This is a genomic window from Streptomyces glomeratus, assembly GCF_021462825.1.
GTDB lineage: Bacteria > Actinomycetota > Actinomycetes > Streptomycetales > Streptomycetaceae > Streptomyces > Streptomyces glomeratus.
The window spans coordinates 1-12,342 of sequence record NZ_JAKEEB010000048.1 but is presented as its reverse complement, the minus strand read 5'-3'; the positions used below and the strand labels follow the sequence as shown (position 1 = coordinate 12,342).

Annotated in this window: 12 protein-coding genes and 4 pseudogenes; 5 read left to right on the top strand and 11 right to left on the bottom strand. The window is 69.8% G+C overall.

Annotation, left to right across the window (positions count from 1 at the left end; translation table 11 throughout):
- Positions 1-8: 8 nt before the first annotated feature.
- The 4 genes from LZ604_RS32485 to LZ604_RS32470 all read right to left on the bottom strand — a co-directional run bounded on the left by LZ604_RS32485 (position 9) and on the right by LZ604_RS32470 (position 4,161).
- A complete protein-coding gene (locus tag LZ604_RS32485) occupies positions 9-266 on the bottom strand; it encodes an acetyl-CoA synthetase (RefSeq protein WP_234519606.1) in 258 nt (85 codons plus the stop codon).
- 343 nt (positions 267-609) lie between these two features.
- Positions 610-1,164, bottom strand: coding sequence for a telomere-protecting terminal protein Tpg (gene tpg, locus LZ604_RS32480; protein ID WP_234519604.1), 555 nt, complete (start codon positions 1,162-1,164; stop codon positions 610-612).
- A gap of 15 nt (positions 1,165-1,179) precedes the next feature.
- Entirely contained in the window at positions 1,180-3,423 is a 2,244-nt protein-coding gene (gene tap / locus LZ604_RS32475) for a telomere-associated protein Tap (RefSeq protein WP_234519602.1), read from the bottom strand.
- Positions 3,424-3,552: 129 nt separating this feature from the next.
- Positions 3,553-4,161, bottom strand: coding sequence for a TetR/AcrR family transcriptional regulator (locus LZ604_RS32470; RefSeq protein ID WP_234519601.1), 609 nt, complete (start codon positions 4,159-4,161; stop codon positions 3,553-3,555).
- 143 nt (positions 4,162-4,304) lie between these two features.
- Between LZ604_RS32470 and LZ604_RS32465 the strand changes: the two genes are divergently transcribed.
- A complete protein-coding gene (locus tag LZ604_RS32465) occupies positions 4,305-4,874 on the top strand; it encodes a dihydrofolate reductase family protein (RefSeq protein WP_234519600.1) in 570 nt (189 codons plus the stop codon).
- Positions 4,875-4,958: 84 nt separating this feature from the next.
- Here LZ604_RS32465 and LZ604_RS32460 read toward each other — a convergent pair whose 3' ends face one another.
- The 4 genes from LZ604_RS32460 to LZ604_RS32445 form a co-directional block, all read right to left on the bottom strand.
- Entirely contained in the window at positions 4,959-5,258 is a 300-nt protein-coding gene (locus tag LZ604_RS32460) for a GNAT family N-acetyltransferase (protein ID WP_234519599.1), read from the bottom strand.
- Positions 5,259-5,277: 19 nt separating this feature from the next.
- Complete coding sequence (locus LZ604_RS32455) at positions 5,278-7,128, bottom strand: trypsin-like serine peptidase (RefSeq protein ID WP_234519598.1); 1,851 nt, start codon at positions 7,126-7,128, stop codon at positions 5,278-5,280.
- Positions 7,129-7,443: 315 nt separating this feature from the next.
- Positions 7,444-8,055 (bottom strand): DUF4232 domain-containing protein, encoded by a 612-nt coding sequence (locus LZ604_RS32450; protein ID WP_234519597.1) that lies wholly within the window; start codon positions 8,053-8,055, stop codon positions 7,444-7,446.
- 486 nt (positions 8,056-8,541) lie between these two features.
- Positions 8,542-9,240 carry an SDR family oxidoreductase gene (locus LZ604_RS32445; protein ID WP_234519632.1) on the bottom strand — a complete coding sequence of 233 codons (699 nt, stop codon included), beginning with the start codon at positions 9,238-9,240 and terminating at the stop codon, positions 8,542-8,544.
- Positions 9,241-9,588: 348 nt separating this feature from the next.
- On the opposite strand from LZ604_RS32445, the gene LZ604_RS32440 reads away from it, so the two are divergent.
- Complete coding sequence (locus LZ604_RS32440; RefSeq protein WP_234519596.1) at positions 9,589-10,152, top strand: TetR/AcrR family transcriptional regulator; 564 nt, start codon at positions 9,589-9,591, stop codon at positions 10,150-10,152.
- Positions 10,153-10,440: 288 nt separating this feature from the next.
- On the opposite strand, the gene LZ604_RS32435 is transcribed toward LZ604_RS32440, so the two are convergent.
- Positions 10,441-10,623 (bottom strand): hypothetical protein, encoded by a 183-nt coding sequence (locus LZ604_RS32435; protein WP_234519595.1) that lies wholly within the window; start codon positions 10,621-10,623, stop codon positions 10,441-10,443.
- Between the two features lie 55 nt (positions 10,624-10,678).
- Here LZ604_RS32435 and LZ604_RS32430 point away from each other — a divergent pair.
- Positions 10,679-10,876, top strand: a pseudogene (locus tag LZ604_RS32430) (SpoIIE family protein phosphatase); the annotation flags it as partial.
- A 23-nt stretch (positions 10,877-10,899) separates the two neighbouring features.
- Here LZ604_RS32430 and LZ604_RS36145 read toward each other — a convergent pair.
- Positions 10,900-11,474: pseudogene (locus LZ604_RS36145) on the bottom strand (FAD-dependent monooxygenase); the annotation flags it as partial.
- A gap of 5 nt (positions 11,475-11,479) precedes the next feature.
- Between LZ604_RS36145 and LZ604_RS32420 the strand changes: the two are divergent.
- Positions 11,480-11,887 (top strand): hypothetical protein, encoded by a 408-nt coding sequence (locus LZ604_RS32420; protein ID WP_234519593.1) that lies wholly within the window; start codon positions 11,480-11,482, stop codon positions 11,885-11,887.
- Positions 11,888-11,903: 16 nt separating this feature from the next.
- Here LZ604_RS32420 and LZ604_RS36610 read toward each other — a convergent pair.
- Positions 11,904-11,996 (bottom strand): annotated as a pseudogene (locus LZ604_RS36610) (MarR family transcriptional regulator); the annotation flags it as partial.
- 235 nt (positions 11,997-12,231) lie between these two features.
- On the opposite strand from LZ604_RS36610, the pseudogene LZ604_RS36710 reads away from it, so the two are divergent.
- Positions 12,232-12,342 (top strand): annotated as a pseudogene (locus LZ604_RS36710) (DUF4097 family beta strand repeat-containing protein); the annotation flags it as partial.

Below are 12,342 nucleotides of genomic sequence, written 5' to 3'. Positions count from 1 at the left end.
TTCCGGGATCACCCCTCCTTCGGATACGGCACCACACTCACGTCCAGCGTGAAGGCGGCGCGCGCCGCGCCCGCCACATCCGGTGCCTTCGCCAGCGCGATGACCCTGGCCGTGCCACCCCGGGTGCCCGCACACCGCAGCGAGGCACGAGCAGCACCATCCGCGCCCACCCCCCAGCCGGACGGCACGACGAAGACCGGCGCGGAACTCCGCACCACCGTCCAGCGCCTGTCGTCGACCCGCGGCTCCAGAACGAGCGAGACCACCGCTCCGGGCCGCACGCACAACCGCCGCACGGGTGCGTCACCGGGCGCGACGGTGACCTGCGCATGCCCGGCGGCGCAGCCTCCCGCGGAAACGGAGGGCGGAGCGGCCGACGCGGACCGGCTCGGCGTGCCTGGGCTCCCGGGCGAGGTCGAGCGCGGAGCCGGGACCGGAGTCGTAGAGCTGTGTGTCGGCGCGCTGCTCGACGGCTCCGCCGAGCGGTCCGCGGACGGTCCTGCGCTCGGCCCGTGCCCCGAAGACGCACCGCAGGCCGCCAGCACGATCACCCCGGCGACCGCCCACCCCGCACCCCACCACCGCATGCCGGCACCTCCCGCGCAGCCGCTACAGGTCGAACTCCACATGTTCCACATCGGTGAACTCCACATCCAGGCCGTATGCGCGGCGGCCTCGGTCGCGGAAGTAGATCTCGCCCAGGCCGTCGGCTGCGATGTCACGCAGTTGCCGCTCGCCGGCGCCGGCTTCTTGGGCGTCGAACAAGCGGGCGGCGTATTCGGGGGGCAGTGCCACGGTGAGGTGGCGCAGCCGGGGGTCGTCGGTGGTGCCGGGGGCCGCGGTGTAGCCGAAGCGGGCGCGGGTGTCGATGACCAGTCCGGTCCGGGTGGCCGCCTGCTGCTTGGCCCGGGCGCGGATCTGCGGCTGCCACCGTCTGCGGACTTCGCGCTCGAGACGCTCCGCGAGCTCTCGTCTGGGCTTCCGGATCTGGTCCTTGACGTAGCGTTCGACGGTGCGCTGGGTGATTCCGAGCAGCTCGGCCGCCGCCCTGGTGCCCTTGAGCTGCTTGACGAGGTACCGCATCTGCGCGCCCGCGCTCTTCGGGACGGGGCGGGTGAACGCCTTCTGCAGCGCCTCTTCGAGGCCTTCCCCGACCGTGTCCATCGACCGGCCCCTCTCTTACTCTCCGCCGTCGGCGGCAGTGATCCGGCCGTCCTTGATGTAGCGGGCGAGGTTGAGTTCCTGGCCGTACCGCTCGCGTACCTCTTCGGCCCACAAGGTGGTCTGGGTGCCTTCGTGCTTGACCATCCCCGGGGAGACACCGAGCCGGAAGCTGCCGGGCACCGTCTTGCCGCCTCGGTAGGGCAGGACGTCCAGCGGGCTGGGGCCGTCGGCGGCGTACACGGCGCAGTCCGACAGGATCGCCACCGGATACCGCCCGGTGGCCGCGGCGAGCGCGAGCATCTTGCGGTGCATGTTGATACGAGCCCGGGAGATGACGGCGGCCCGGATGTCGGGCCGCCAGGTCGGCCGTGACAGGGCCGGCCATGGCCGACCCGGACGCCACCCGCCGCCACGGGGTCGCTCCCTGAGTTTGCCGATGCCGCCCTTGACGGTCGCCTTGATCGCGGACAGCACGATCGCCATCTGCTCATCGCGCTGTTTGCAACCGTCCATCGCCGCCAGGAACTGCTCCGGAGTCAGGTCCTCCGGTACGCCGAGGTCCCCCATGGTGGCGATGTAGGCGTCGCGCAGCCGCTTGTACCAGCCGTCCAGATAGCGGCCGCTCGAAGGCCTGATGTACGCCTCGAGAGGTGCGACCTCGTAGCCGAGTTCCACCGCATACGCCACGGTCGGGGTCGCATACCAGGCCGGCCCCTCGGGCCGGTGGCCGGTCGGGGTGAACGGGCTGGGCAGCAGCTCGCCGTCAAGGTGCTGCCGCCGCTTGCCGACCAGCACGCGGGACAGATCCACATGGGAGAGGTCCACCAGCCAGCTCCCGGGCAGCTTCGGATCGAAGGCCGGCTCCTTGACATGGACCGGCTCGCAGGCGAGTCCGACGAGGGCACCGTTGGCGGCCGCACCGAAGGCCACATTGACGTCGATACCGACCACGTAGCGCCTGAGGCATTCCTCGTCGGTGAGCGGCCGCGCCCAGTCGTACGCCTCCTCCAGCAACATCTCCTCCGGGCCCCGCTGGTGGAAACGGGGCAGGGCGGCCAGGAGCGGGTGCCCGTCGGGGGCCTCGCACGGCGCGCAGTCCACCGGATGACTGCCGAGCGAGCCCGGATTGTGCTCACTGCGGCGCTCGCCGCTCTCATCCGGCCGGCTCGCCCTCGTGGGCGGGTGCAGGGCGGTCATCAGCTCCAGGCCGGTCACGGCGGTGGAGCCGCGAGGGGTCATCACCCGGGTCGCGTAGGCGCCCAGAACGCGGGCCAGTTCGGCCGGCGGCAGCTGCGCCGCGCCATCCCAGTGGCGCGTGTCGAGCGCGTCCCAGGACGGGACGCACAGCTGGACGCACCTGCGCCGGCCGCCCTCGGCCGGGCGGTAGATCCGTGCCCACGGACCGAACCCCCGCTTCGTCAGCTGCCAGTTCGCCCGCAGCAACTGTGTGACGACCTTGTGCGAATCGGGGATCCGTCCCGCCAGGCGCTCCTCCTTCGACAGGCGCGCCGGCAGCCCGTAGCGCTCACACGCGGCCTCCGTGAGCACGAGCAGCGGGTCGGCGTCCTTCCCCGAGCCGTTCAGGCGCGGCGCGCCGAGCCTCGCCTCGGTGAGGGTCCAGTCGACAAGCGACGGGAGCGACTTGGCGGGTACGTCCAGGACCAGGCCGTCGACGCAGTAGGCAAGGACCTCCCCCTCCTGGTCGACGTCGACAACGGCCAGCGGCCCGTTCTCGAACCGCGGATCGGCCCCGGCCGGTGCAGGCGCGGTCGCAGGGGTCTTCTCGGGGGCGGCCTTCCTCGCTCCCGGCCGACTCGTCGGCGGCCCTGTGGCGGCCTCCGGACGGGACGCGGCTACGGCGGCTGGATGCGGCGGGGTGTTCTCGGCGGCAGTCGTGGCCGTGGCGTCCGGCGTCGGCCTGCCGGCTGCGGTCCGTGCCTCTGCCGGTGCCGCGCCCGAGGGCGCGGGCACGGTCGTGGGCGTCTCGTATGCCGGGGTGGCGGCCGCGGCGGCCGTATCGGCGGGGTAGAGCTCAGCGAGCTTCTTCAGCAGATGCGCGTAGGCCTCCCGCTCCGGCGGCCTCGGTTCGGTCTTCGCGTTCTCCCAGCCGCTCACCGTCGCCCGCCGTACCTTCAGCGCGCCGGCGACCTGGTCCAGTGTCAGCCCGTGCGCCTGGCGCAGCCGCTTGCGTTCCGCCGGCGGCGGCAGCGGCGACGCGGACGCGATCAACGCATCGACCGCCTCGAACAGCTCCGACATGCACACCTCCCACTGCTCACCCTAGTCCATGAACCGTACGGATCCCGTACGGTTCCCGCACATTGCGCGTACCGACCGGACACTGAAGCTCAGCCGGTAGGAAGGTCGACGGTGACGAGGCTCCGGCGCTCAGGCGGAGCACGGAGGCCGCGGTGGGCAGCCGGTGTCCTCCGGGAGGAGACGCGTCACCATGGCGTCGATCAGGGCGTCGAGCCGGTGCGGCGTGAGCAGTTCCGGGACGGTCAGGTCATCGACGATCAGCCCCAGCATGGCCAGATAGAGCAGTACCACCCCGGTGCGGTCGCCGGGCAGGCCGTGGCCCAGGTGGAACTCGATGTTGGCCCCGAGTTCGGCGGTGAGGAAATGCGTCAGCTCCGTGTGGAGTTCGGGCCGCCGGGTGGCCTCCAGACGCAGTTCGAGCATGGCCAGGTGACTGCTGCGGTCGTGTCGCATGCGGTCGACGAGCTGCAGCATCAGGGCCCTGACCAGCTCGTGTGACGGCGCGGCGTTCATCGTGTCGGCCAGCTCGGCCGGATCGGGGGTCAGACGCTCGCGGGTGCGTCCCATGACTTGGGCGAGCAAGTCGGCGCGGTTGGCGAAGTAGTTGGACGCCGTCCCGGTGGGGACGGCCGCCTCCTTGTCGACGGCGCGCAAGGTCAGGCCTCGGGAGCCCTCGCGGGCGAGGACCTCGATGGCGGCATCGAGCAAGGCGGTGCGGCGGGCCGGATTTTGACGCATCCACAGCTCCTGGGAGACTCATTGACACCACTGCGGGTGCAGTACTACGGTCAAACCACTTCAGTCACAGTACATGAACGCGAAACGGCAGGACGTGAACAGCCCTACGGCCCCGCCACGTCACCAGACGGAAGAGAGACCGGATGCGCAAGCTCACCTACTACGTCGCTGCCAGCCTCGACGGCTACATCGCCGGACCGGACGGTGGTTACGACTTCTTCCCCTTCGAGGGGGAGGTCCGGGAGGCGATCCTCGCCGAGTATCCCGAGACCATGCCGGTGCACGTCCGCGGGCCATTCGGCCTGACCGCAACCCCGCACCGCCGTTTCGACACCGTGATCATGGGTCGCGGCACCTATGAGCCGGCCCTGAAGGCAGGCATCACCAGCCCGTACGCCCACCTGGAGCAGTATGTCGTCTCCCGCACCCTGACCTCCGCCGACCCGGAGGTGGAGATCGTCGCCGAAGACCCGGCCGCACTGGTCCGCGACCTGAAGCAGCGGGAAGGCATGGGCATCTGGCTGGCCGGTGGCGGCAAGCTGGCCGCCGCGCTCCGCGACGAAATCGACGAACTGATCATCAAGCGCAACCCGGTCGTCATCGGTACCGGTATCCCGCTTTTCGACGGCCCGTTCGCCCCCACCGGCTTCCTCCCGACCGCACGCCGCAGCTTCGACTCCGGCGTCAGCATCGTCACGTACACGAGGAATTGACGTGAGAGCACTCGCCGCCGCGTCCGTGGCCGCGACCACCACGAGCACGGCACGACTCGATCGGTTGATCGGCCCACTCGGGCATCAGACGGCGGTCTCCCGCAAGGGCTCGTCGAGCACCTTGAAGCACAGCCGTTCCCGCACGGGAAAGCCCGCCTTCTGCAGGCCGGCGTCGACCTGTTCATGACCGGCGTACGTCCACCCCGACCGTTCGTAGAAGGCGCGTACGGGCAGGTTGTCGCTGAACACCCACAGGATCGCCGTATCCCTGCCCCTCGCGGTGAGCCACTCCTCCCCCTCGGCGAGCAGCAGCCGGCCGACGCCCGTGCCGATGTATCGCAGCGGGTGCGGTGCCGCCCAGCGCGGACGGGCGTGGGGCGGCACCGTGGAGTGGGCTTTCGGGTCAGGCGTGGGGAACCAGGTTTTCTTCGGTACCCAGGTGGTCCTTGCCGGTGTTGACGTACATCGTCGTCTCGCCGTCAGACCGGCGGACGATCAGGTCATCGGTGCGGTGGTTGCCGGTGAAGTTGCCGGTCGTCATCACCGTGTTGTGAGTCCAGAGGCCGTTGGGGTTCTTGATGCGTGCCTCGGTACCGAGTCCGGAGGGGGTGGTGCCCACGTAGTTGTCGAGCTCGCCGTCCGACCACTGCACCATCAGGTCCCACTTCTGGTTGCCGGAGAACTCGCCGCTGGTGAGCAGCGTGGCGTCCTTCCAGGTGTGATGGGGGTCCTTGAGCTTGTGCTCCTGCCCGAACGTTCCCGCGCCGACATTGGTGTAGAGGGTCAGTTCGCCGTTCGACCAGCGCACGATCAGGTCGGTGACATACTGCGAGGCGTTGAAACGGCCCGCGGCGATCTGGGTGGCGTTCTTCCAGATGTCGTTGGGACCGATCATCCGGGTGCCGGGCACCTTGAGGCCGTTGGTGCCGACGTCGCCGTAGAGCGTGACCTCACCGTCGGACCAGCGCACCATCAGGTCGAAGCGGTTCGATCCGGTGAAGTCACCCGCGGTGATGGTCGCCGCTTGCTTCCAGGTCGTGTTGGCGGCCAGCATCTGTCGTTCGGCGACGAAGTGGCCGTTGGCGTCGCTGGTGTAGAGGGTCACCTCGCCGTCGTCCCAGACGACGATCGCGTCGCTGTGGCCGACGCCGTTGAAGTCGCCCGAGGCCATCAGCTTCGCGTGCTTCCAGGTCGTACCGTTGCCCATCGTGTAGGGCAGAGGCGGCTGGTGATAGGGGCCGTGGTCGGTGTGAAGGCCGTTCTGGGCATCGGCGTAGAGCTGGAAGAAGCGGTCCCCGTGCAGCGGGCTGTAGGTGATCCGGTTGTACAGCGGGTCGCTGGGCGGCACGTCGGGGCCGCCCCCGTTGAAGCCGCCCACGTTGCCGATGATCTCGCCGGTGTTGCCCGAGGCGTCGAACTTGGAGAACCAGGGCCCGCCGGAGACACCGCCCCACATACCGCCGCAGTCGATCTGCATCTGGTAGTAGGACGGCAGCGCGGTCGTCCGGACGTTGGCGCAGCGGACCGCCTGGTCCTGCGGGTTGTGTCCGATCGACGGGTAGCCGATGACCGTCACCTTGTTGGTGAAGCCGGGCGTACGGGCCAGGGTGTTGGCGCCGACGACGTCCTGGATCTTCCGGCGGCCATTGGGCTTCAGGCTGGCGAAGGCGAAGTCCAGGTCGGAGTTGGCGCTCTTGTCGGAGGCGTACCGCTTGTCGCGGAACCATTCCTTGACCGGCCAGACCCCGTACGGCTGCTTGGCCGCCGACTTGGTGGGGTCGTACTTGGGAATGAACGCGGCGTTCTTACCGAGACAGTGTCCGGCGGTGAGGATGAGGTCGTGTCCCGCGCTGCGCACCACGCTGGCCGAGCAGTAGTGCGCCCGCATGCCACTGTCCGTGTGGAAGAGCATGCCGACGGACTTGATGCCACCGAAGTGCTGACCGGTGAGCCCGGCGCCGGTCAGGCCGTTGTTCCGTGATGCCATCCAGCCCATCGGCCGGGCGACGCGGCCCGAAGGGTCGGTGGCGGAGGCCATCCGCTGGGGTGTCCAGAACCGGATGGCCTCTTGGACCGTCCAGTTGTCGTCGGCTGACGGCGAGGCGGTGACCGACTGCGAGGCGCTCGGTACGGACGTGGCCTTGAGCGGAGCTGCCGGCGCCGGGCCGGTGGTGGGTGGGGGCGTGGCACCGTGGGCCGCGGTCGTGCTGCCCATCAGCGTCGCGGTGCACAGCACACACACAGCTCCGAACATTCGTCTTCTATGCAACGTGGTCTTCTCCAAGTGAGGCAGCACGGTGAGTCGCCGACTGGGCGCGTCGAGGGCGGTCACGGCGAAGCCGTGGGCCGGACCGGCCCTGGTCCTCCGCACGGCGATCCACTGCTACGCGGCACGATGCGTGATGTCCCGCTGTCCGCCTGCAACGCGGTGCTCACCGCACATGACAGCGCGTCCCGTTGCGTCTCCCCCGTGCCGCCGAAAGGCGGTTTTCCGGTCGACCGTGGTCAGCGGTCGCAGTCACCATGATCGCACGGACGGAAGAGTTCGCACGCGATATGGCCATATCACCTAACGCAGTTGGGGCGCACCCAGCTGGATGGTGGTCCCGCACACCTGCACCCGCAGACGGCGGCCGTTCGCGTCGGTCAGCTGCGCGGAGGCACCGTAGTCGCCGGCAGCGGCGTGCGGTGGGCGCACGGAGATGCGGGGGTCGTCGTCGCCCGGAATGAAGCAGCTCCCGTGCGGGTCGGCAGTCGGCGTGTAGAAGAGGGGGAACTCGGCTGCATGGCCCGTGTTCAGCACCAGCCGGACCGATGTGATGTTCTTCGGCTTCGACGAGACGCTCGGGCCTTTGCCCACATAGACATCGATGCCGGGGTAGCCGTCGAAGGCGCACGGCCGAGTGCCGGTGTTCGTGACGCCGAGCAGGGCCGTCGGCGCGTTGTGTCTCTTGCCCTCGAGGCGCGTCAGTTTCCAGCGCAGCTGCGGCGTTCGGCAGGCGGCGGCCCCAGTCGTGTGGGGCGAGGCCGAGGAGGACGCACTCGACCCGGTGGTGGGAGTGCTCGTCTGCCCCGCTCCCGTGGTCGGCTGGGTGGAGACGGTCTCGCTCCGGCCACAGCCGGTGGCGGCCAGAAGCACCGCCAGGCCGATCGCGGAGACCGCTGCTGTCCGCCGTACCATGTTCTTCCCTCTGGTGAAGACACCCCTGCGGGGGCCGGGTGCCGCCGCTTCTGCCTTCCTGCACAGAAAGATGGGGAGCCGCCCGAGGAGGTTCCAGCCGGGTCCGGCCTGTGCGTCGTACGCAGGAGCGTTCGCAGGTGCCTACGCCGGCGGAGAGGACGTCTCCGGCGTCAGCCGTGGCTCGGTCCCGGAACGCCTGGCCCGTCAAGGTGACCACGGCGGCTGTCGGCCGGGCATGACCGGGTGGGGCAAGCCGCCCGGCCGCCGGGCCCTCACCACGTTCCTCTCTCTCGCTCACCCTGGGCGGCTGCGGCGGCCCCGCGGCACACCCAGCCGCGCCGGGCCGGCTTGCACGTAGGCACGCCGAGGGCCGGTAGGCACCCCGCGGCCGATGTTCGGGAGGCGCACCGCGGCCGATGGCCGGGAGGCACACCGCGAGCGATGGCCGGACGTCGGTGTACCCGGCTGGACGGGGCGGGTCGGCGTTCAGGTGCGGGGTTCGGGGTTGGGCGGCTGCGACAGAGCGGCCTTGACCTGCCTGGTTTCCTCGTCGGCGAGGACTTCGCTCCGACCGTGGGCCAGGGCCTGCATGGTCTGCTCGGCCACGTCGGCCGCACTGATCTTCGGCGCGTCCGTCCAGGCACTGAGGTCGGTGTCCACGAAACCGGCGTGCACGCCCACCACCAAGGTGCCCTGTTCGCGCAGCGCCTGCCGCAGGGCGTCCGTCAAGGACCACTGCGCTGCCTTGGAAGCGGCATAGCCGGGGAACAGGGGGTGCCCGACCCAGGAGGCCACTGACAGCATGTTCACCAGTGCGCCACCACCGTTGCGGGCGAGGACGGGGGCGAACGCCCGGGAAACGGCCCAGGTGCCGAAGTAGTTGACCTCCATCGCCTCGCGCGCACCGTCGAAGGAGCCCTCCCAGAGCTTGGTGCGGGCGCCGCCGATGCCCGCGTTGTTGATCACAATGGTGACGTCATCCGCCACAGCTGCGGCCTGGAGGACATCCTCGGGCTTGGTGACATCCAGGCGCAGCGGCGTGACGTCCCGGTCGGCAACTGATGCGGGGTCGCGGACGCCTGCGTAGACCTTGCCGGCGCCATGCTCGATCAGGGCACGGGCGAACGCACGGCCGATGCCACGGTTGGCCCCCGTGACCAGGGCGACTGATCCTTCGATGTCCATCATTCGTTCCTTTGCTGTCAAGCGTGCGCGGTCCTGGCTCGCGGACAAGGGGTACGGGACGGTCCAGCTCGTCAGTCGATGTGGTGGGCCTTTCCAGGGTGGATGATGTCGATCATCCAGGCTAGGGTGTGACGGACCGTCCGCGATGTCAAGGGCAGCCGGTGGGCACGTTTCGACCGGCAGTCCCGACGGGCGCGGAGGGCTGACGTCCCACGTCCGCCCGGCGCTCGCCGGGCGACAAAGCACCGAGCCTGCACTCGACGGACCATCCGGTACGACATGAGCAAGGTGTATGATGAACGTCATCCAGACTGATCGGACAGTCGGCATACACCGTGAGGTCGAGAAATGGGTCACTCCCAGGCAGCCAAGGCTGTGTCGCGTGAGCGGGTCCTGCAGGTCACCGCCCGCCGCATCCGCGAGGAGGGCCTCACCCGCCCGGGCGTCGCGGACCTCATGAAGGAGGCGGGTCTGACCCACGGCGGGTTCTACAAGCACTTCACCTCGCGGGACGACCTGATCGCCCAGGCCGCGGCCCTGGCCCTGGCGGAGGGCTCGGCGAAGATGGAGCAGGCCGCGGGGAAGAACGAACAGCGATCCCGGGCCGGCCTCATCGACGCCTACCTCGACAAACAACACCGCGATGCACCCGGCACCGGATGCGCCCTGGTCACTCTCGGCGCCGCCGCCGGGCGCGGAGACCAAGACCTGAAAGAGGCCTACGAGCAACAGGTCCGCACATACCTGGACTTGATCGCCGGCCTTGACGACGATTCCGAAGAGGCCCGGGCCGAGGCGATGCTCACGCTCAGCGCCCTCGTCGGCGCCGTGCTCATGTCCCGGGCGGTAGCCGATCCGGGCCTGTCCGACGAGCTTCTCACCGCGGTCGCCGACCGGCTCAAGCGACGGTAGTCACAGGTCTCCGCCGCCTGACGCACCGACCCGCGCGCGGGCTCTCGGCCGGCGTCCCCCGCACCCCCACCCGGCCGGTTTGCGCTCGGTGGACGGGCGCTTGGTGGCAGTCGGCGGCGGCGAACGCCTTGCCCAGCTTGACGAGAGACTCCGGGGTCTTCGCAACGTGCCCGTGCGGTGCGGGATCCAAGAACTGCCACCGGCCCAGCGGCTGACCAGTCAGCGAGGGCCTACTCCAACCCTCCTGGCAACCGCCGCAACGAAGTCGAACCCGCCCGGCGTCCCCGATCAGGACCACCACACTCCGGCGGGTTCTCGCCGATGCTGACCACTCTGGAGGTACTGCGCTGCGGCCGCCGCCTGTACATGCGGCCCACCGGCGAACCAGCCCGCCGCGCTCGCCGCACCGGCCGCACCCGCCGCGCTGCGCAGCACCCGCAGCACCCGCAGCACCCGCAGCACCCGCAACACCCGCCGTGCGCCCTACCGCCGAGAGCTCCCGGTGGCCTCCGCCGCGCCGGGCAGCAACACGCTCGTGCTCTACACCGACGGGCTCATCGAACGCCGGGACGAGGACATCGACGCCGGACTGCAACGGCTCATCGACATCCTCGCCGCCCACTCCCGCCTCGGTCCCGACCACCTGGCCGACACCCTGCTGTCCCGCCTCGGAGCCAGCGGCGGCGGAGACGACGACATCGCCCTGATCGTCGTCCGTCTGTAGCACCGCCGCGTTTCCGAAGCCCGCTACGGGACCCGGTGCGCTCCCTCGGCTCCCACCCGCTCCGCGTACTCTGCCAACCCGTCCGCGTGTCTCCCGCCCACCCCACGTAACCGTCCGGGCGGATCAGAAACACCCCCCGCGCCGTACCCCTGTGCCGCGTCCGTGTCCGCCGTCAGCAGGGTCCAGTGCGGCCCCCGGAACGCGTCGAACAGCCGCACCCCCTTCACCGTCCCGTCCGGCGCGCGGTCGCCCGCCCTCACCGGGCCCGGGGCCCCGCGGGTTTCCTCGGTGAGGGAGGAGGTCCGGTAGCCGAGGCCGAGCTGATGGGTCGCCTCGCCGCGGCGGGTCTCGCCACGGTGAACGCTCGTCGACAGACCGAGCATGTCGGCGGCGATCGGGCGCCGTTCCTCCTCATAGGTGTCGAGGAGTGAGGGGGGCGCGCCGTTCCGCACCACCGCGCCCAGCTTCCAGCCCAGGTTGTACGCGTCTTGCACGCTGGTGTTGAGGCCCTGGCCGCCGGCCGGTGAGTGGACGTGCGCCGCATCCCCGGCGAGGAAGACCCGGCCCTCGCGAAATCGGTTGCCAGGGCGGCCCGCGGGTGCGGTGCTCTCCCCGCCGAAGGGCAGCACTGAGCACGCTCACGCCACGGTCTCGGTCAGCGCACTCGGCGCCCTGGACCTCCTCCAAGTCGCGGCCACCGGCCTGAAACCCGGCAAGGACTACATGCTCTGGCTCGCCGGCCAGCGCACCGCCCCCTTCGGCCGCAGGCAGGCGCTCACCATGTTCACCGCCAACACCGCGGGCGCACAGATCAGTCAGGCCATTGGACTCATGCGCGAGGTACTCACCCCACCGAAGTCCTCGAAATCGACACCAGACCGGCGTTATCCGATCATCACGCCTGCAGGAAGCGCCACCGCCGCGGCCGTTCAAGACGAGCACCAGGCCATGCCTCGCCCGAAGGGCTCATCCCCAGAACCGGACCCCGCCGCGGGCGACACACAGCGCTGACCGACCAGGCCCGGACACTGACGAAGTCGACGAAGCGGGCGATGTCCCCGAGGCGGATGGCGGCCGGGGTGTCGGGGCCGAGGATGCTGACGCCCTGCCGTGCGATCTCGCTTCGCGATCCGTGGTGCCTGCAGGATAGCGTTTACTCTACATCCATTGCAACAGCCAGGGTGTGGTCTGTTGCATTAGACCTACAGCCGTTGCAACGATTTCTCGCTAACAACGTGCATTGATTGCCCTTAAGCGCAACGGACTCGTTGCCTAATTCATGAACGCAACGTAGCGTTTCCGAAGCAAGAAAGGCCGAGTCGAAGGAGCGCACGATGCAGAAGCAGCAGAGCACGATGCAGAAGTTCGACACCCCCGCCCCGATCTCCTCCGTTCTCGACATCCCCGCGGGACGCATCCGGTGCATCGCCGCCGACCGGGCCGACACCACGGTCGAGGTCCTGCCC

What these genes read in the sequence shown, in the direction of transcription:
- tap (WP_234519602.1), bottom strand. Translation starts at nt 3,423, where the DNA reads ATGTCGGAGCTGTTCGAGGCGGTCGATGCGTTGATCGCGTCCGCGTCG.
- LZ604_RS32470 (WP_234519601.1), bottom strand. Translation starts at nt 4,161, where the DNA reads ATGCGTCAAAATCCGGCCCGCCGCACCGCCTTGCTCGATGCCGCCATC.
- LZ604_RS32440 (WP_234519596.1), top strand. Translation starts at nt 9,589, where the DNA reads ATGGGTCACTCCCAGGCAGCCAAGGCTGTGTCGCGTGAGCGGGTCCTG.
- LZ604_RS32445 (WP_234519632.1), bottom strand. Translation starts at nt 9,240, where the DNA reads ATGGACATCGAAGGATCAGTCGCCCTGGTCACGGGGGCCAACCGTGGC.
- tpg (WP_234519604.1), bottom strand. Translation starts at nt 1,164, where the DNA reads ATGGACACGGTCGGGGAAGGCCTCGAAGAGGCGCTGCAGAAGGCGTTC.
- LZ604_RS32450 (WP_234519597.1), bottom strand. Translation starts at nt 8,055, where the DNA reads ATGGTACGGCGGACAGCAGCGGTCTCCGCGATCGGCCTGGCGGTGCTT.
- LZ604_RS32455 (WP_234519598.1), bottom strand. Translation starts at nt 7,128, where the DNA reads ATGTTCGGAGCTGTGTGTGTGCTGTGCACCGCGACGCTGATGGGCAGC.
- LZ604_RS32465 (WP_234519600.1), top strand. Translation starts at nt 4,305, where the DNA reads ATGCGCAAGCTCACCTACTACGTCGCTGCCAGCCTCGACGGCTACATC.